The organism is Achromobacter mucicolens (genome assembly GCF_029866465.1).
GTDB lineage: Bacteria > Pseudomonadota > Gammaproteobacteria > Burkholderiales > Burkholderiaceae_B > Achromobacter > Achromobacter mucicolens.
In genome coordinates this window covers 5,607,721-5,627,086 of record NZ_CP123364.1, presented here as the reverse complement: position 1 = coordinate 5,627,086, position 19,366 = coordinate 5,607,721, and the positions used below count along the sequence as shown (strand labels likewise).

Genomic DNA, 19,366 nt, shown 5'->3' with positions numbered 1-19,366 from the left:
TCATGACCGTCCCCCACGTCAACTGGAACTATCCCACCGCCATCAAGGTGGGTCCCGGACGCATCAAGGAACTGCCCGCGTGCTGCCGTGAGCTGGGCATGTCCCGGCCCTTGCTCGTGACCGATCCCGGACTGGCCGCGTTGCCCATGGGCCGCGATGCGGTGGGCATGTGCCACGATGATGGCGTCGATTGCGCGGTCTTTCACGACATCAAGGGCAATCCAACCGGGCGCAACGTCGACGACGGTGTCGCGGCGTTCAAGCGCGGCCGCCATGACGGTGTCATTGCGTTCGGCGGCGGTTCGGCGCTCGATGCGGCGAAGGCCATCGCATTGATGGCGGGGCAGAGCCGGCCGCTGTGGGACTTCGAAGACATCGGCGACAACTACCTGCGCGTCAATGCCGCCGGCATGGCTCCCGTCGTGGCCGTACCCACGACCGCAGGCACCGGCTCCGAAGTCGGGCGCGCATCCGTCATCACCGACGAGGCCGCGCAGGTAAAACGCATCATCTTTCATGCCCGCATGCTGCCGTCCATCGTGATCCTGGACGCCGAGCTCACCGTGGGTCTGCCGCCCAAGATTACCGCCGCCACGGGCATGGACGCGCTGTCGCACAACCTGGAAGCCTACTGTTCGCCGTTCTTTCATCCCATGGCGGCTGGCATTGCGCTGGAGGGCATGCGCCTTATCAAGACGTATCTGCCGCAGGCGGTTGCCGATGGCGCCGATCTGCAGGCGCGCCAGCAGATGCTGACGGCATCGTGCATGGGCGCCACCGCCTTCCAGCGCGGCCTGGGCGCCATGCACGCGCTGGCGCATCCGCTCGGCGCGCTCTATGACGCGCATCACGGTCTGCTCAACGCGATCTTGATGCCATACGTGCTCAAGGCCAACGAAGAAGCGGTGGCGCCCCGGCTTGAAGCGCTTGCGCGTTATCTCGGGTTGCCGCGGCAAAGCCCGGGCGCGGTGCTCGACTGGGTGCTGGCGCTGCGCGAGGCCGTGGGCATCCCGCATACGCTCGCCGAGATCGGCCTGGATGACGGCCAGGCCGAGCGGGTGGGGCGCATGGCCAGCCAGGATCCTTCCGCCGGCACGAACCCCGTCAATTTCTCCGCCGAAAAATATTCTCAGCTTTTTCGTGCAGCAATTCGCGGAAACCTGTAAGCTTCGCCCCCTCTGCGCGGAAACGCGGCGGAGGTGGAACTGAAATTGTGAATTTTTCATCCGAATGGTTTGACAGCGGATTTGAAAGTGTTCATAATCTCAAGTTCTCCGCTGGAGGGGTGCCCGAGTGGTTAAAGGGGGCAGACTGTAAATCTGTTGGCCTTGCGCCTACGTTGGTTCGAATCCAACCTCCTCCACCAGAGACCCATACCTAAATCCAGGCGCGGTTGGCCTGGATTTGCAATGTAAGGCCCGGTGGCCTTGCGCAGCCTTCGCAAAGAAGGTGGCAAGAATCCTCCGGCCTTCATTTCGAAGGGTTGGGATGAGAGAAGGTGAAAGGGTTTGCCGCGGGTGTAGCTCAATGGTAGAGCAGAAGCCTTCCAAGCTTACGACGAGGGTTCGATTCCCTTCACCCGCTCCAAGATTTTTAAATGCCCATGTGGCTCAGTGGTAGAGCACTCCCTTGGTAAGGGAGAGGTCGCGCGTTCGATCCGCGCCATGGGCACCACAAATTCCAAATTCTTTTCTTCAGTCAGAAGCGCAATCCAGGTCAGGAGTCAGCCATGGCAAAAGGCAAGTTTGAACGTACCAAGCCGCACGTGAACGTGGGTACGATTGGTCACGTTGACCACGGCAAAACGACGTTGACGGCGGCGATCACGACCGTTCTGTCGACCAAGTTCGGCGGCGAAGCCAAGGGCTACGACCAGATCGATGCAGCTCCTGAAGAAAAGGCACGCGGCATTACCATCAACACGGCTCACGTCGAGTACGAAACGGAAACGCGTCACTACGCGCACGTTGACTGCCCGGGCCACGCCGACTACGTCAAGAACATGATCACGGGCGCTGCCCAGATGGACGGCGCGATCCTGGTCGTGTCGGCCGCTGACGGCCCCATGCCGCAAACGCGCGAGCACATCCTGCTGAGCCGCCAGGTTGGCGTGCCGTACATCATCGTCTTCCTGAACAAGGCTGACATGGTTGACGACGCCGAGCTGCTCGAGCTGGTGGAAATGGAAGTTCGCGAACTGCTGTCCAAGTACGACTTCCCGGGCGACGACACCCCGATCGTCAAGGGTTCGGCCAAGCTGGCGCTGGAAGGCGACAAGGGCGAACTGGGCGAACAGGCCATCCTGGCCCTGGCTGCCGCGCTGGATTCGTACATCCCGACGCCTGAGCGTGCCATCGACGGCGCGTTCCTGATGCCGGTTGAAGACGTGTTCTCGATCTCGGGTCGCGGCACCGTGGTGACCGGCCGTATCGAACGCGGCATCATCAAGGTCGGCGAAGAAATCGAAATCGTCGGTATCGTTCCGACGGTCAAGACGACCTGCACGGGCGTGGAAATGTTCCGCAAGCTGCTGGACCAAGGTCAAGCTGGCGACAACGTGGGCATCCTGCTGCGCGGCACCAAGCGTGAAGACGTCCAGCGCGGCCAAGTTCTGGCCAAGCCGGGCTCGATCACCCCGCACACGGACTTCACGTCCGAGGTGTACATCCTGTCCAAGGAAGAAGGCGGCCGCCACACCCCGTTCTTCAACGGCTATCGTCCCCAGTTCTACTTCCGCACGACGGACGTGACGGGCACGATCGACCTGCCGGCCGACAAGGAAATGGTTCTGCCGGGCGACAACGTGACGATGACCGTCAAGCTGCTGGCCCCGATCGCCATGGAAGAAGGTCTGCGTTTCGCCATCCGTGAAGGCGGTCGTACCGTCGGCGCCGGCGTCGTCGCCAAGATCCTGAAGTAAGCAATACCCGGATGGGTAGGGTGGGCATTCATGCCCCTCTATCCATCTTTGCTGTAAAAGTAGTACTATGTATGGTTCCGCGAGCCGATGCAGGGCGGAACAAGATTTTGATGTGTTTAGGGGCATAGCTCAATTGGCAGAGCGTCGGTCTCCAAAACCGAAGGTTGTAGGTTCGATTCCTACTGCCCCTGCCACCGCCAGGATAAACCCGCGGGAGATCATCGCGAGTTACGCATTCACGGCGGCTCGCGTCGCAATATGTCTAATACCAGCGTAGAAACCGTTACCAGTACCGCCGACCGGGTCAAGCTCGGGCTGGCGGTTCTCGTCGTTATTGCTGGCATCGTCGGGTTCTCCGTGCTTAGCGCGCAGCCGATGCCCGCTCGGATCGGTGTGTTCGTCGGCGGCCTCTTGATCGCAGCCGCGATCGCCTGGTTCAGCGAACCCGGTCGCCGTACCCTGAGCTTTGCCAGCGAGTCCTACAACGAAGTCAAGCGTGTCGCATGGCCCACCCGCAAGGAAACGACCCAGATGACGGGTATCGTTTTTGCCTTCGTGGCGGTCATGGGCATTTTCATGTGGGTGCTCGACAAGGGCATCGAATGGATTCTCTACGGCCTGCTGCTGGGCTGGAAATAAGGACGGCAAATGAGTAAGCGTTGGTATGTCGTCCATGTGTACTCCGGCATGGAAAAAAGCGTACACAAGGCCCTGAATGAGCGCATCGAGCGCGCGGGCCTGCAAACGTCTTTTGGCCGCATCCTTGTGCCCTCCGAAGAAGTCGTCGAGGTCAAGGGTGGTCAGAAGTCGATCACCGAGCGCCGCATTTTCCCCGGTTATGTCCTGGTTGAAATGGACCTGACCGACGAAACGTGGCACCTGGTCAAGAACACCAACCGAGTCACCGGCTTTTTGGGCGGCTCGGGCAATCGTCCGACCCCGATTTCCGAAAAGGAAGTCGAAAAGATCCTCTCCCAGATGGAAGAGGGCGTCGAGAAACCCCGCCCCAAGATCCTGTTCGAAGTGGGCGAGATGGTTCGGGTCAAGGAAGGTCCGTTTGCGGACTTCAACGGCAACGTCGAAGAAGTCAACTACGAAAAGAGCAAGGTGCGTGTGTCCGTCACCATTTTTGGTCGCGCCACGCCCGTCGAGCTCGATTTCAGCCAGGTCGAAAAGACCTGAATCTAACCCCCGGGGAGCCCTGTCCTTATCGGCCAGGGCGATATCACCCGCAAGGAGCAAAGCATGGCGAAGAAGATCGTCGGCTTTATCAAGCTGCAAGTACCGGCTGGTAAGGCTAACCCCTCCCCCCCGATTGGCCCGGCCCTGGGTCAGCGTGGCCTGAACATCATGGAATTCTGCAAGGCGTTCAACGCCAAGACCCAAGGCATGGAGCCTGGTCTGCCGATTCCGGTGGTGATCACCGCTTTCGCCGACAAGAGCTTCACCTTCATCATGAAGACCCCGCCCGCGACGGTCCTCATCAAGAAGGCCGCCGGCGTGCAAAAGGGTTCGGCCAAGCCGCATACCGACAAGGTCGGCACGCTGACCCGCGCGCAAGCTGAAGAAATCGCCAAGGCCAAGGGTCCCGACCTGACCGCCGCCGATCTGGAAGCCGCAGTGCGCACGATCGCTGGCAGCGCCCGCAGCATGGGCATCACGGTTGAGGGGATCTAATCATGGCTAAGTTGTCCAAGCGCGCCGCCGCTATTGCACAAAAGATCGACCGCACCAAGCTGTACCCGGTCGCTGAAGCCCTGACCCTGGTCAAGGAAACCGCCGTCGCCAAGTTCAATGAATCCATTGACGTGGCCGTGCAACTCGGCATCGACCCGAAGAAGTCGGACCAACTGGTCCGCGGTTCGGTCGTGCTGCCCGCCGGCACCGGCAAGTCGGTCCGCGTCGCCGTGTTCGCCCAAGGCGACAAGGCTGAAGCCGCCAAGGCCGCCGGCGCCGACATCGTTGGTCTGGACGACCTGGCCGACAGCATCAAGGCCGGTCAAATGGACTTTGACGTTGTCATCGCCTCGCCCGACACGATGCGTGTCGTCGGCGCCCTGGGTCAGATCCTGGGCCCGCGCGGCCTGATGCCGAACCCGAAGGTCGGCACCGTGACCCCCGACGTCGCAACCGCTGTGAAGAACGCCAAGGCCGGTCAGGTTCAGTACCGTACCGACAAGGCCGGCATCATCCACGCAACGATCGGCCGCGCGTCGTTCGGCGTGGAACAGCTGCAAACCAACCTGGCCGCTCTGGTCGACGCCCTGCAAAAGGCTCGTCCCGCAGCTGCCAAGGGCATTTACCTGCGCAAGCTCGCCGTTTCGTCCACGATGGGCGGCGGAGCGCGTGTGGAAATTGCCTCGCTGTCGGCTTCCAACTAAGCCAACAGCAGTAAACGTACTTTGGGCTGCATCCGGACCCCTCCGGATGTTGCTGTCAAAGACCGCTGGAGCAGGGCAGTGGAAGGAATCTACCTTCCGCAAGGAAAGCAGCATCGCCGCTGCCCCGCTTAATCCCGGAGCTCACCTAGTCCGGATCCAGCGTAGACGGCGTCCCCAGGAAGAATTCTTTACCCGAAGAACTCGTCCAGGCGCCGCATTCGGTTGACGCGCAAGGCTCCGGCCCCAGGCGTCTTTTGATGGAGTGTTCAAACCGTGAGTCTCAATCGTCAAGAGAAAGCGGTGGTAATCGAGGAAGTCTCGGCGGAAGTCGCCAAGGCCCAATCGATTGTTATCGCTGAGTACCGTGGTCTGGACGTCGCCTCTGTCACCGTACTGCGCAAAACTGCGCGTGAATCGGGCGTGTATCTGCGTGTTCTGAAGAACTCGCTGGCCCGTCGTGCTGTTGCTGGCACGGCTTTCGAGCCGTTGGCTGAGCAACTGACCGGTCCGCTGATCTATGGCATCAGCACTGATCCGGTAGCGGCGGCCAAGGTCATTGCTGGTTTCGCGAAGAGCAACGATAAGCTGGTCATCAAGGCGGGCGCTCTGCCCAACAACTTGCTGAACCAAGAAGGCGTGAAGGCCCTGGCCACCATGCCCTCGCGCGAAGAGTTGCTGTCGAAACTGCTTGGCACCATGCAAGCCCCCATCGCGCAATTCGTGCGTACGCTCAACGAAGTTCCGACCAAGTTCGCCCGTGGCCTCGCTGCCGTGCGCGACCAGAAGGCAGCGGCCTAATCGCCCTGTTGTCCGGAATTCGCTGAACGACGAAGCGACACCCAAACCCTGGCATTACCAAAATATTTGGAGTTCTGAAAAATGGCACTTAACAAAGCTGAAATCCTTGACGCCATCGCTGGCATGACCGTGCTCGAGCTGTCCGAGCTGATCAAGGAAATGGAAGAGAAGTTCGGCGTGTCGGCTGCTGCCGCTGCCGTCGCTGTCGCTGCTCCCGCCGCTGGTGGCGCTGCTGCCGCTGCTGAAGAGCAAACCGAGTTCACCGTCGTCCTGCAAGAAGCCGGCGCGAACAAGGTCAGCGTCATCAAGGCCGTGCGCGAGCTGACCGGTCTGGGTCTGAAGGAAGCCAAGGACCTGGTCGACGGCGCTCCGAAGCCCGTCAAGGAAGCTGTGGCCAAGGCTGACGCCGAAGCCGCCAAGAAGAAGCTGGAAGAAGCTGGCGCCAAGGTCGAAGTCAAGTAAGACCTGCGTCAACTGCCCGGGGACAGCACAGTTTGCAGTCCCCGGGCTTTTGCGTTTCCAGGAAACCCCTACTGGGGGTATGCCCATTCAGTGGGGTTTCCTGGAGTCGTATCACCTGGGGCCGTGGTTGACGGCCCATGCAACCTCGAGTCGGAGTGCTCATGCCTTACTCGTACACCGAAAAAAAGCGCATCCGCAAAAGCTTCGCCAAGCGTGAAGACGTTCAAAACGTTCCTTTCCTTTTGGCGACACAGCTTCAATCCTACCTAACTTTCCTGCAGGCGGATACCGCCCCGTCCGAACGCGTAGCCGACGGTTTGCAGGCGGCGTTTTCGTCGATTTTCCCGATCGTTAGTCACAACGGTATGGCGCGCTTGGAGTTCGTGAGCTATGTGCTCGGCGAACCGGTGTTCGATGTCAAGGAATGTCAGCAACGTGGCCTGACCTATGCCTCGCCCCTGCGAGCCAAGGTCCGCCTGGTGCTGCTTGACCGCGAAGTCAGCAAGCCCACCGTGAAGGAAGTGAAGGAACAGGAAGTCTACATGGGCGAAATTCCGCTCATGACGGGCACGGGCTCCTTCGTCATCAACGGCACGGAGCGTGTCATCGTTTCGCAGCTGCACCGCTCGCCTGGCGTGTTCTTCGAACACGACCGCGGCAAGACGCACAGCTCCGGCAAGCTCCTGTTCTCGGCCCGCGTGATTCCTTACCGCGGCTCGTGGCTGGACTTTGAATTCGACCCGAAGGACGTCCTGTTCTTCCGCGTCGACCGCCGCCGCAAGATGCCTGTCACGATCCTGTGCAAGGCCATCGGCATGACGCCGGAAACCATCTTGGCCAACTTCTTCGACTTCGACAACTTCGAACTGAAGAGCGAAGGCGCGATGATGGAATTCGTGCCTGAGCGTTGGAAGGGCGAAATGGCCCGTTTCGACATCGCCGACCGTTCGGGCAAGGTGATCGTCGAGAAGGACAAGCGCATCAACGCCAAGCACCTGCGCGACCTGGCTGCCGGCGGCATCCAGCGCATCTCCGTGCCGGAAGATTTCCTGTACGGCCGTGTGCTGGCCAAGAACATCGTTGACGAAGATACCGGCGAAGTCATCGCCAACGCCAACGACGAGATCACGGAAAGCGTGCTCGGCGCCCTGCGCGCCGCCAACGTGCACGAGTTCCAGGCGCTCTACACGAACGACCTGGACCGCGGTCCGTACATCTCGCAAACGCTGCGCACCGATGAAACCGCCGACCAGATGGCCGCGCGCGTTGCCATCTACCGCATGATGCGTCCTGGCGAGCCGCCCACCGAAGAAGCGGTGGAAGCGCTGTTCCAGCGTCTGTTCTACAGCGAAGAGACGTACGACCTGTCGCGCGTCGGCCGCATGAAGGTCAACAGCCGTCTGGGCCGTGGTGAGGACATCACCGGCCCGATGACGCTGACCAACGAAGACATCCTTGAAACCATCAAGGTGCTGGTTGAGCTGCGTAACGGCCGTGGCCAGATCGACGACATCGATCACTTGGGCAACCGCCGCGTGCGTTGCGTGGGCGAACTGGCCGAAAACCAGTTCCGCGCCGGCCTCGTGCGCGTCGAGCGCGCCGTCAAGGAACGTCTGGGCCAGGCCGAGACCGAAAACCTGATGCCGCACGACCTGATCAACTCCAAGCCGATCTCGGCTGCCATCAAGGAGTTCTTCGGTTCGAGCCAGCTCTCGCAGTTCATGGACCAGACCAACCCGCTGTCGGAAATCACGCACAAGCGTCGTGTTTCCGCACTGGGCCCGGGCGGTCTGACCCGCGAGCGCGCCGGCTTTGAAGTCCGCGACGTGCACCCGACCCACTACGGCCGTGTCTGCCCGATCGAAACGCCGGAAGGCCCGAACATCGGTCTGATCAACTCCATGGCGCTGTACGCTCGCTTGAACGAGTACGGTTTCCTGGAAACGCCTTACCGCAAGATCATCGACGGCCGCGTCAGCGAGCAGATCGATTACCTGTCGGCCATCGAAGAAAGCCACTACGTCATCGCGCAGGCCAACGCCGCGCTCGACGAAGAAGGCCGTTTCGTGGACGACCTGGTCGCTTGCCGTGAAGCTGGCGAAACGATGCTGACCGCCCCGGCCAACGTGCACTACATGGACGTTGCCCCGTCGCAGATCGTGTCGGTTGCTGCCTCGCTGATTCCGTTCCTGGAACACGACGACGCGAACCGCGCACTGATGGGCGCCAACATGCAACGTCAGGCCGTGCCTTGCCTGCGTCCGGAAAAGCCGGTCGTGGGTACGGGTATCGAGCGCACCGTGGCCGTTGACTCGGGTACCACCGTGCAGGCGCTGCGTGGCGGTCTGGTCGACCACGTCGACGCCGAGCGCGTCGTGATTCGCGTGAACGACGAAGAAAACGTCGCCGGCGAAGTGGGCGTCGACATCTACAACCTGATCAAGTACACGCGTTCCAACCAGAACACGAACATCAACCAGCGTCCGATCGTCAAGCGTGGCGACCGCGTTGCCAAGGGCGACGTGCTGGCTGACGGCGCATCGACCGACCTGGGCGAACTCGCCCTGGGTCAGAACATGCTGATCGCGTTCATGCCCTGGAACGGCTACAACTTCGAAGACTCGATCCTGATCTCCGAAAAGGTCGTGGCGGATGACCGCTACACCTCGGTGCACATCGAGGAACTGACCGTTGTCGCCCGCGATACGAAGCTCGGACCGGAAGAAATCACCCGCGACATCAGCAACCTGGCTGAAACGCAGTTGAACCGTCTGGACGATTCCGGCATCACCTACATCGGCGCCGAAGTCAGCGCCGACGACGTGCTGGTCGGCAAGGTCACGCCCAAGGGCGAAACCCAGCTGACGCCGGAAGAAAAGCTGCTGCGCGCCATCTTCGGTGAAAAGGCGTCCGACGTTAAGGACACCTCGCTGCGCGTGCCCTCGGGCATGACCGGCACCGTGATCGACGTGCAGGTGTTCACGCGTGAAGGCATCGTGCGCGACAAGCGCGCCCAGTCCATCATCGACGATGAACTGCGCCGCTATCGCCAGGACCTGAACGACCAGCTGCGCATCGTTGAAAACGACCAGTTCGATCGTATCGAGAAGATGCTGATCAACAAGACCGTCAACGGCGGCCCGCGCAAGCTGGCCAAGGGCGCGACGATCACCAAGGCCTACCTGGCCGATCTGGATCGCTGGCAGTGGTTCGACATCCGTCTGGCTGACGAGCCGCACGCCGTCGTGCTGGAACAGGCCAAGGAATCGCTCGAGCAGAAGCGTCACCAGTTCGATCTGGCCTTCGAAGAGAAGCGCAAGAAGCTGACGCAGGGCGACGAGCTGCCCCCGGGCGTGCTGAAGATGATCAAGGTCTACCTGGCCGTGAAGCGTCGTCTGCAGCCTGGCGACAAGATGGCAGGCCGTCACGGCAACAAGGGCGTCGTGTCGCGCATCACCCCGGTGGAAGACATGCCCCACATGGCTGACGGCACGCCGGCCGACATCGTTCTGAACCCGCTGGGCGTGCCCTCGCGGATGAACGTCGGCCAGGTGCTGGAAGTTCACTTGGGCTGGGCTGCCAAGGGTGTTGGCCATCGCATCGCCGACATGCTGCGTGACGAGCGCACGGCGCAGGTCAAGAACGTCCGCGCCTACCTGGACAAGGTCTACAACACGACCGGCACCGGCGCGCGCATCGACGAGCTGACCGATGACGAAGTCATGGAAATGGCCCAGAACCTCAAGAACGGCGTGCCGTTCGCGACGCCCGTGTTCGACGGCGCGACCGAAGAGGAAATCACCAAGATGCTGGAACTGGCCTATCCGGACGACGTCGCCGAACGCATGGCGCTGACGCCTTCGCGTACGCAGGCATGGCTGTTCGACGGCCGCACGGGCGAGCAGTTCGAACGCCCGGTGACGGTCGGCTACATGCACTACCTGAAGCTGCACCACTTGGTCGACGACAAGATGCACGCCCGTTCCACCGGCCCGTACTCGCTGGTCACGCAGCAGCCGCTGGGCGGCAAGGCGCAGTTCGGCGGCCAGCGTTTCGGGGAAATGGAAGTGTGGGCGCTGGAAGCATACGGCGCCGCCTACACCCTGCAGGAAATGCTGACGGTGAAGTCGGACGACATCAACGGTCGTACCAAGGTTTACGAGAACATCGTCAAGGGCGACCACGTGATCGATGCCGGCATGCCGGAATCGTTCAACGTTCTGGTCAAGGAAATCCGCTCGTTGGCCCTGGACATGGATTTGGAGCGTAACTAATGAAAGCGCTACTCGACCTCTTTAAGCAAGTCTCGCAAGACGAGCAGTTCGATGCCATCAAGATCGGCATCGCCTCGCCCGAGAAGATCCGTTCGTGGTCCTACGGCGAAGTTCGCAAGCCCGAGACCATCAACTACCGCACGTTCAAGCCTGAGCGTGACGGTCTGTTCTGCTCCAAGATCTTTGGCCCGATCAAGGACTACGAGTGCCTGTGCGGCAAGTACAAGCGCCTGAAGCACCGTGGCGTGATCTGCGAAAAGTGCGGCGTTGAAGTCACCGTCGCCAAGGTTCGCCGTGAACGCATGGGCCACATCGAGCTGGCCAGCCCCGTCGCGCACATCTGGTTCCTGAAGAGCCTGCCGTCGCGTCTGGGCATGGTGCTCGACATGACCCTGCGCGACATCGAACGCGTGCTGTACTTCGAAGCCTGGTGCGTGATCGAACCCGGCATGACGCCGCTCAAGCGCGGCCAGATCATGTCGGACGACGATTTCCTGGCCAAGACCGAGGAATACGGCGACGACTTCCGTGCCCTGATGGGCGCTGAAGCCGTGCGTGAACTGCTGCGCACCATCGACATCGATCGCGAAGTGGAAACGCTGCGCGGCGAACTGAAGGCCACCAGCTCGGAAGCCAAGATCAAGAAGATCTCCAAGCGCCTGAAGGTGCTGGAAGGCTTCCAGAAGTCCGGCATCAAGGCCGAGTGGATGGTCATGGAAGTGCTGCCCGTGCTGCCGCCGGACCTGCGTCCGCTGGTGCCGCTGGACGGCGGCCGCTTCGCGACCTCCGACCTGAACGACCTGTACCGCCGCGTCATCAACCGCAACAACCGCCTGAAGCGTCTCTTGGAGCTCAAGGCGCCTGAGATCATCCTGCGCAACGAAAAGCGCATGCTGCAGGAAGCTGTCGACTCGCTGCTGGACAACGGCCGCCGTGGCAAGGCCATGACGGGCGCCAACAAGCGCCAGTTGAAGTCGCTGGCCGACATGATCAAGGGCAAGAGCGGTCGTTTCCGTCAGAACCTTCTGGGCAAGCGCGTCGACTACTCGGGCCGTTCGGTCATCGTGGTGGGTCCGCAGCTCAAGCTGCATCAGTGCGGCCTGCCCAAGCTGATGGCCCTGGAACTGTTCAAGCCGTTCATCTTCAATCGTCTGGAGATGATGGGCCTGGCCACGACCATCAAGGCTGCCAAGAAACTGGTCGAAAGCCAGGAACCGGTGGTCTGGGACATCCTGGAAGAAGTCATCCGCGAACACCCGGTCATGCTGAACCGTGCGCCGACGCTGCACCGTCTGGGCATCCAGGCGTTCGAGCCGGTGCTGATCGAAGGCAAGGCGATCCAGCTGCACCCGCTGGTTTGCGCGGCGTTCAACGCCGACTTCGACGGTGACCAGATGGCTGTTCACGTGCCGCTGTCGCTGGAAGCCCAGCTGGAAGCGCGTACGCTGATGCTGGCCTCGAACAACGTGCTGTTCCCCGCCAACGGCGAACCATCGATCGTGCCGTCGCAGGACATCGTGCTGGGTCTGTACTACACGACTCGCGAGCGCATCAACGGCCGTGGCGAAGGCATCTTCTTCATGGACGTCGCTGAAGTCCAGCGCGCCTACGACAACAACGAAGTCGAGCTGCAAAGCCGTATCACCGTGCGCCTGAAGGAACACGAGCGCGACGAGAACGGCGAATGGCAACCGGTCATCCGCCGTCACGAGACGACGGTCGGCCGCGCGCTGCTGTCCGAGATCCTGCCCAAGGGCCTGCCCTTCACCGTCCTGAACAAGGCGCTGAAGAAGAAGGAAATCTCGCGTCTGATCAACCAGTCGTTCCGCCGCTGCGGCCTGCGCGACACGGTGATCTTCGCCGACAAGCTGATGCAGTCGGGCTTCCGCCTGGCCACGCGCGGCGGTATCTCGATCGCCATGGGCGACATGCTGATCCCGACCGCCAAGGAAGGCATCCTGGCCGAAGCCAGCCGCGAAGTGAAGGAAATCGACAAGCAGTACTCGTCGGGTCTGGTCACGTCCCAAGAGCGCTACAACAACGTTGTGGACATCTGGGGCAAGGCTGGCGACAAGGTCGGCAAGGCGATGATGGAACAACTGGCCACCGAGCCCGTGACCAACCGTCACGGCGAGGAAGTGCGCCAGGAATCGTTCAACTCCATCTACATGATGGCTGACTCGGGCGCCCGCGGTTCGGCCGCCCAGATCCGCCAGCTGGCCGGCATGCGCGGCCTGATGGCCAAGCCGGACGGCTCGATTATCGAAACGCCCATTACCGCTAACTTCCGTGAAGGCCTGAACGTACTGCAGTACTTCATCTCCACTCACGGTGCGCGTAAGGGTCTGGCCGACACGGCACTGAAGACCGCGAACTCGGGTTACCTGACCCGCCGTCTGGTCGACGTGACGCAGGATCTGGTCATTACGGAAGACGACTGCGGCACTTCGCAGGGCTACAACATGAAGGCCCTGGTCGAAGGCGGTGAAGTCATCGAACCGTTGCGCGACCGTATCCTGGGCCGCGTGGCTGCCGTGGACATCGTCAATCCGGACACGCAGGAAACGGCCATCGTCGCCGGCACCCTGCTGGACGAAGACCTGGTCGACACCATCGACCGCATCGGCGTGGACGAAGTCAAGGTCCGCACGCCGCTGACCTGCGAAACGCGTCATGGTCTGTGCGCGCATTGCTATGGCCGTGACCTGGGCCGCGGTTCGTCCGTCAACCAGGGCGAGGCCGTCGGCGTCATCGCGGCTCAGTCCATCGGTGAACCGGGCACGCAGCTCACGATGCGTACGTTCCACATCGGTGGTGCGGCGTCGCGTTCGGCGCTGGCCAGCGCGGTGGAAACGAAGTCGACCGGTACGGTCGGCTTTGCCAGCACGATGCGTTACGTCACGAACGCCAAGGGCGAACGTGTCGCGATCTCGCGCTCGGGCGAACTGGCGATCTTCGACGACAACGGCCGCGAACGCGAACGCCACAAGATCCCGTACGGCGCGACCCTGCTGGTGGGCGATGGCGAGGCCGTGAAGGCCGGCGCGCGCCTGGCGACGTGGGATCCGCTGACCCGTCCGATCGTGTCGGAATACGGCGGCGCCGTCCGCTTCGAGAACATCGAAGAAGGCGTGACCGTTGCCAAGCAGGTGGACGAAGTCACCGGCCTGTCGACGCTCGTCGTCATCACGCCCAAGACCCGTGGCGGCAAGATCGTCATGCGTCCGCAGATCAAGCTGGTCAACGAGAACGGCGAAGACGTCAAGATCGCCGGCACCGATCACTCGGTGAACATCTCGTTCCCGGTGGGCGCGCTGATCACGGTGCGCGACGGCCAGCAGGTTGCCGTGGGTGAAGTTCTGGCGCGTATTCCGCAAGAATCGCAAAAGACCCGCGACATTACCGGCGGTCTGCCGCGTGTGGCCGAACTGTTCGAAGCCCGTTCGCCGAAGGACGCCGGCATGCTCGCCGACGTCACCGGTACGGTTTCGTTCGGCAAGGACACCAAGGGCAAGCAGCGTCTGGTCATCACCGACCTGGAAGGCGTGAGCCACGAGTTCCTGATTCCGAAGGAAAAGCAGGTTCTGGTGCACGACGGCCAGGTGGTGAACAAGGGCGAAATGATCGTGGACGGCCCGGCCGATCCCCACGACATCCTGCGCCTGCAAGGCATCGAGAAACTGGCGACGTACATCGTCGACGAAGTGCAGGACGTTTACCGTCTGCAGGGCGTGAAGATCAACGACAAGCACATCGAAGTGATTGTTCGTCAGATGCTGCGCCGTGTGAACATCGTCGATGCGGGCGATACCGAGTTCATCCCGGGCGAGCAGGTCGAGCGCTCCGAGCTGCTGAACGAAAACGACCGCGTCACGGCTGCCGACCTGCGTCCAGCCACGTACGACAACGTGCTGCTGGGTATCACGAAGGCCTCGCTGTCGACCGACTCGTTCATCTCGGCCGCCTCGTTCCAGGAAACCACCCGGGTCCTGACCGAAGCTGCCATCATGGGCAAGCGCGACGACCTGCGCGGCTTGAAGGAAAACGTCATCGTCGGCCGCCTCATCCCGGCGGGTACCGGCCTGGCTTACCACCACGCACGCCGCGACAAGGAACAGCTGGAGGCCGCGGAACGCGAAGCCGCCCGCCAGCAGGCCAACCCGTTCGAGGACGCGCCGGTCACGGTGGGTTCGGACGCCGAGACGCCTGCTTCCGACGTGGGTACCGAGGATTCCGCCGAATAAGCGGAAGTCTCTGGCAGGCTTGTCCCGCGAGGTTCGCGGGCAAGCCTGAAAATCAAAAGGCCGCTGATGAGAATCAGCGGCCTTTTTACTTGCGAAAGAAAGGGTGCGGCAGGACTATTTGGCCGTCTGGGCGCGGGCGCGCTGGAAGGCCGGTCCCCAGACGGGATGGCCAGCTTCGTTGGGCGCCAGTTCGAAGGCCGGATCCAGAACCAGGATGCGCGCGAAGCTGTCCTCGCAGAGCTGCGTATATTGCGTGACGCAGTAGCTGAACGCCTGAAGCTTGTAGGCCTCGATGCGTACCGCTTTGGATGAGGTGGCCAGGGTGTCGGAACGGGCGACGCCGCGGATGACTTCTCCGTAGCGCCCGGCGCTGTACTGGTCGCGCACCTGCTGCAGCTCGGCCAGGGCTTCGGCCGTTGGAGGGCTCTCGGGTTGCAATTTGGAGATGCCCGTGCAACCGGCCAACAGGGCCGATACGCCAAGCAGACTGCTCAGGATGCGAATTTTCATGGCTTCCAAAGATGTAGGATGGTGACGCGGTACGCTATCGTGCCACAGCCTGATGCGCTCGGACATTTTCGGCAATGTCCTGCCGTTGCGGATTGGATAATATTCCGCCTAAATAGCCCCTGAACCTGTTATTGGCGCGTCTGCGCAGCTTCGATGATGTCTACACCCGCCGGCTTGTTGACGCCGCGTGGCCCCTTTTCAGGCGCTGCGCCGTTGGCGCTTCGCCCATTGAGCGCCATTGCTGCCAGCGCGGCGGGCGGGGTGCCGGAATCGCGCATCAAGCGGCTCCTGTCCGACCTTCTGCCTTCGCTTATCGCTTTGCATGCGCAAGGGGAAATCTGCGGCGACATCTCGCTCGAAACCGTGGGCATGGATGAAGGCGCGCGGGCGCATCTGCTGCCCGAACTGGTGGTGGCGCGCTCGCGCCGGGCCAGCAGGACGCCGGCAGCGGGCTTCGCGCCGTTCGAGCTGTACACGGATTCCGTGGAATGGCCGCGCGGACCATGGACCGACATCTATTCCTTGTGCGCCGTGGCGTACGCGCTCGTGATTGGCAGCCGGCCGCCGCCGGCGCCCGAGCGCCGTGCCCACGACGAATACGAAGCGCTGGCCGACATGGGACTGCCCAAGTACGGACAGGACTTCCTGCGGGTCATCGATGCCGGCCTGGCGATGGACACCAGGGCGCGCCCGCAGTCGTTGGCGGAGCTGGCCAGCCTGCTCGGCGTGGCTGCCTACGACGAACCGGCCGAGCCGGAAGACCAATCGGTCGAGACGGCCAAGCCCCCGCCCGTGGCCGGTTTCGCGCAACGGCGCGAGCCCGCCCGCCGGCGCGGTCCGCTGCTGTTCTGGCTGCTGATCCTCGCGCTGATCGGCGCGGGCATCTATGCGTGGTTCCATTGGGGCAAGGGCAGTCCCAATGCGCTGATTACCCGCTCGGAAGTCGTACAGCCTAATCCGCCCGTCGTGCATCCCTTGCCGCAGCCTGCCGCGCCAGTGTCCGCGCCCATGCCCACGCCTAAACCCGCGCCGGCGGCATCGCAAGCGCCCGCCGACCTGCCGCCCTTGACGGCCGGCGCCGCCGCTGGGGGCCAAGCAACCGCGACGGGCCCGGCCGCCGGGCCGGGTTCGCCGTCTGCGCGCACGCAGGCGGATTCGCCAAGTGCCGCCGAGCCGCCGCCCGCGCCCACGGCGCAGGAAACCGCGCCGGCAGCGTCGGTTGCCGAAGAGGCGCCCAAGCCCAAACCGGTGCCGGTCACCGTGCGGGTGGACATCCGCCCCTGGGGCGAAGTCTGGATCAACGGCGTGGCGCGGGGAATCAGTCCGCCCGTGAAGGAGCTCAAGCTGATTCCGGGCAAGTATCAGGTGGTCGTGCGCAACGCAGACCTGCCGCCCTTTCGCATGACGCTCGAGGTCAGGCCGGGCAAGCCCGCGGTCATCTCGCACACCTTCCAATAGGATCGCGACCTACGCCTTGGGCAGGTGCAGGATGAATTCGGAGCCTGCGCCGAGCTCGCTCTGCACTTCGATTCGCCCGCCGTGCCGTCCGGCCACGGTATGCACGAAAGCCAGTCCCAGCCCCGCCCCGCCAACGTCGTCGCGATTGTCGGTGCCGACACGGGCAAAGGGCTCGAACAGCCGGGCCACGTCCTGCGCCGCGATGCCCTGGCCCTGGTCCTTGATGCGCACGCACCAGAAGCCGTGCTGCTCATCGATGCTGCAATCGACACGCGTGCCGCTCGCGCTGTATTTGATGGCGTTGTCGACCAGATTGCACAGCGCTCGCATCAGCAGCGTCTGCTCGCCGCGCGTGTAGGCAACCGGTAGCGGCGTGCTGGCTTCCAATGCGATGCCGCGCTTGCTGGCGGACGGCCAGAGATCGTCGACGGCGTCCTGCAGCAACCCGCCCAGATCCAGTTCGATGGTGCTGATCGGCATCGATTCGGCGCGGGTCAGATGCACGAAGTCGTCGACCAGCCTGAGCGTGCGGTTGGCCAGCAGCGCAATGCGCGCGAGCGTGTCTTGCCGAACTTCCTGCTGCCCGCCTTCCTGCGCCATTTCCACCAATGCGAGGATCGAGCTTTGCGGCGCGCGCATGTCATGCGAGATGAAGCGCAACGTCTCTTCGCGCTGCCGCTCGGCCTGACGGATGTTGGAAATGTCGGTCAGCGTGGCCACCGTGCCCGCGAACTGGCCCTCGGCCGTGTGGATGGGGGCGCATTTCAGGATCAGGTCGCGGCCTGCCCGGTCGCGCACTTCCAGGTCCGCGCTCCAGGGCGAAGCCGCATCGGCCGGGTGACGGCCGCTCAGCGCGTCGGCCACGCGCGCCCGCGTAGCGTCGTCGGCAAGGGTGTGTTCAAGCAGATGCGCCGCAGGCCGGCCGATGCGCGGCGGACGAATGCCAAGTTGCTGGAAGAACATGATGGCGGCCTGGTTGCGAAATCGCACGCGGCCTTCCTGGTCGAACACCAGCGTCGCATCGGGCATGCCGTCGAGCCCGTCAGCCAGGAACCGCCGCAGGTTGCGGACCCGCGCCAGCGCGCGCCGAAGTTCGCCCACCCGGCTCTCCAGCGAGGCGCTGGGATTGGCAAGCTGCACGCGGGCTTCGTTCAGGATCGGCGGGTACTCGCGCTGCAAACGCTGCAACTCCGTGTCCATATAGCGCAGCGCGGCTTCCTGGTTGCGCCAGCTCCAGAGCGGATAGCACAGCGCCACGCCCGCTAGCGCCGCGGTGGGCGCGAACCACAGATAGGCATGGGCCAGTAATAGCCAAGCTGCCGCGGGGATGACGGCAAGCAGCGCAAGGGTGACGAGCAGCGCCTTCTTGGGCGCCAGGCGCCACAAGGCCAGGCAGGCCAGCAACACCGGCAACGCCGCAAACAGCGCGCTCCACGAAGCCGGCGGCCGCTGGAATGCGATGTCGTCGCGCGCGGCCTGCAGGACGTTGGCGACAATCTCCACGCCTGATATACCGTTGGCGTCGTGCGACACCGGCGTCGGGTAATCGTCGCCCAGGCCGGTGGCCCACGCACCCACGAGCACATACTTGCCGCGCAGGTCTTCCGGCCGCAGGTCGCCGCGCAGCACCGAAAGGTACGACACCGTCCGCACATGGCCGGGAGGACCCGCATACGGAATCAGGATGCGGCCGTCGGCATCGGCGCGCTTGAGCAGACGTTGCGCCTCGCCGGCTTGGCCGCCAACTTCCAGCATCGAGATGGCCAGGTGGTTGCGGCGGTCTCCGGCAAACTGCGCGGTGAGGGCGGCTTCGCGCACGACGCCGTCCGGGTCGATGACCGCATTGATGAAGCCTGTGGAGGCGGACGCTTGCGCCAGTTCCGCAATGGGCAATCCGATGGCCGTCGGGTTCTTCAGGCGGTCCAGTACCACCGGCAGCACGGTATGCCCATTGCGACGGATGCTGTCTGCAAGGATTGCATCGTCGTCGGCATTGATCTTGTCGGGTTCCGCAAAGATGAGATCCAATCCCACGGCGCGCGCGCCGGTCAGCCGGTCGAGCAGGGCGGCGTGGATGGCGCGCCGCCACGGCCAGCGGCCCAGCGCGTCGATGCTGGCGTCGTCGATCGCCACGATCAGGATATCCGGGTCGGCGGGCCTGCCCGTCAGCATGACCGCGCGGTCATAGAAGACCTGGTCCAGACGGCCCAGGCCGTTGAACGCGCCAAGAAACGCCGCCAACGCCGCCAGCGCCAATGTCAACCACAGGCCGGACCGCCAGGACCGGTCGAGCGAGTCGGCGGCGTCGGGCATGATGGT

The 19,366-nt window shown here is 63.0% G+C and carries 13 protein-coding genes and 4 tRNA genes; 15 read left to right on the top strand and 2 right to left on the bottom strand.

The window, feature by feature from the left end; genetic code table 11:
- Positions 1-2: 2 nt before the first annotated feature.
- The 14 genes from QEP15_RS25720 to rpoC all read left to right on the top strand — a co-directional run bounded on the left by QEP15_RS25720 (position 3) and on the right by rpoC (position 15,079).
- Entirely contained in the window at positions 3-1,166 is a 1,164-nt protein-coding gene (locus QEP15_RS25720; protein ID WP_280148244.1) for an iron-containing alcohol dehydrogenase, read from the top strand.
- A 113-nt stretch (positions 1,167-1,279) separates the two neighbouring features.
- Positions 1,280-1,366: transfer RNA gene (locus tag QEP15_RS25715), tRNA-Tyr, on the top strand.
- A gap of 147 nt (positions 1,367-1,513) precedes the next feature.
- A tRNA-Gly gene (locus QEP15_RS25710) sits at positions 1,514-1,587 on the top strand.
- Positions 1,588-1,599: 12 nt separating this feature from the next.
- Positions 1,600-1,674 (top strand) — tRNA-Thr (locus tag QEP15_RS25705).
- A gap of 55 nt (positions 1,675-1,729) precedes the next feature.
- A complete protein-coding gene (tuf, locus tag QEP15_RS25700) occupies positions 1,730-2,920 on the top strand; it encodes an elongation factor Tu (protein ID WP_062839263.1) in 1,191 nt (396 codons plus the stop codon).
- A 118-nt stretch (positions 2,921-3,038) separates the two neighbouring features.
- Positions 3,039-3,114: transfer RNA gene (locus QEP15_RS25695), tRNA-Trp, on the top strand.
- A gap of 64 nt (positions 3,115-3,178) precedes the next feature.
- Complete coding sequence (gene secE / locus QEP15_RS25690) at positions 3,179-3,559, top strand: preprotein translocase subunit SecE (protein WP_280148243.1); 381 nt, start codon at positions 3,179-3,181, stop codon at positions 3,557-3,559.
- A gap of 9 nt (positions 3,560-3,568) precedes the next feature.
- Positions 3,569-4,102, top strand: a complete 534-nt coding sequence (gene nusG, locus QEP15_RS25685) for a transcription termination/antitermination protein NusG (RefSeq protein WP_006389586.1) — start codon at positions 3,569-3,571, stop codon at positions 4,100-4,102.
- 63 nt (positions 4,103-4,165) lie between these two features.
- The gene (gene rplK, locus QEP15_RS25680) at positions 4,166-4,597 is read left to right on the top strand and encodes a 50S ribosomal protein L11 (RefSeq protein WP_043542688.1); all 432 of its coding nucleotides are present in this window, start codon (positions 4,166-4,168) and stop codon (positions 4,595-4,597) included.
- 2 nt (positions 4,598-4,599) lie between these two features.
- The gene (gene rplA / locus QEP15_RS25675) at positions 4,600-5,301 is read left to right on the top strand and encodes a 50S ribosomal protein L1 (protein ID WP_056320726.1); all 702 of its coding nucleotides are present in this window, start codon (positions 4,600-4,602) and stop codon (positions 5,299-5,301) included.
- 273 nt (positions 5,302-5,574) lie between these two features.
- On the top strand, positions 5,575-6,099 hold the full coding sequence (gene rplJ / locus QEP15_RS25670; protein WP_056320723.1) for a 50S ribosomal protein L10: 525 nt from the start codon (positions 5,575-5,577) through the stop codon (positions 6,097-6,099).
- A gap of 81 nt (positions 6,100-6,180) precedes the next feature.
- Entirely contained in the window at positions 6,181-6,561 is a 381-nt protein-coding gene (gene rplL / locus QEP15_RS25665) for a 50S ribosomal protein L7/L12 (protein WP_008157777.1), read from the top strand.
- 161 nt (positions 6,562-6,722) lie between these two features.
- Positions 6,723-10,835 (top strand): DNA-directed RNA polymerase subunit beta, encoded by a 4,113-nt coding sequence (gene rpoB / locus QEP15_RS25660; RefSeq protein ID WP_142052175.1) that lies wholly within the window; start codon positions 6,723-6,725, stop codon positions 10,833-10,835.
- Positions 10,835-15,079, top strand: coding sequence for a DNA-directed RNA polymerase subunit beta' (gene rpoC, locus QEP15_RS25655; RefSeq protein ID WP_280148242.1), 4,245 nt, complete (start codon positions 10,835-10,837; stop codon positions 15,077-15,079). Before rpoB ends, rpoC begins: the two co-directional genes overlap by 1 nt.
- A gap of 114 nt (positions 15,080-15,193) precedes the next feature.
- Here the strand turns inward: rpoC and QEP15_RS25650 are convergent, their stop codons facing one another.
- On the bottom strand, positions 15,194-15,589 hold the full coding sequence (locus QEP15_RS25650; RefSeq protein WP_056320715.1) for a TssQ family T6SS-associated lipoprotein: 396 nt from the start codon (positions 15,587-15,589) through the stop codon (positions 15,194-15,196).
- Between the two features lie 156 nt (positions 15,590-15,745).
- Here QEP15_RS25650 and QEP15_RS25645 point away from each other — a divergent pair, with 156 nt between their 5' ends.
- Positions 15,746-17,047, top strand: coding sequence for a serine/threonine-protein kinase (locus QEP15_RS25645; RefSeq protein ID WP_152385390.1), 1,302 nt, complete (start codon positions 15,746-15,748; stop codon positions 17,045-17,047).
- 9 nt (positions 17,048-17,056) lie between these two features.
- Here the strand turns inward: QEP15_RS25645 and QEP15_RS25640 are convergent, their stop codons facing one another.
- Positions 17,057-19,360: a CHASE2 domain-containing protein gene (locus tag QEP15_RS25640; RefSeq protein ID WP_175156980.1), complete on the bottom strand. Its 2,304-nt coding sequence runs from the start codon at positions 19,358-19,360 to the stop codon at positions 17,057-17,059.
- Between the last annotated feature and the right edge of the window lie 6 nt (positions 19,361-19,366).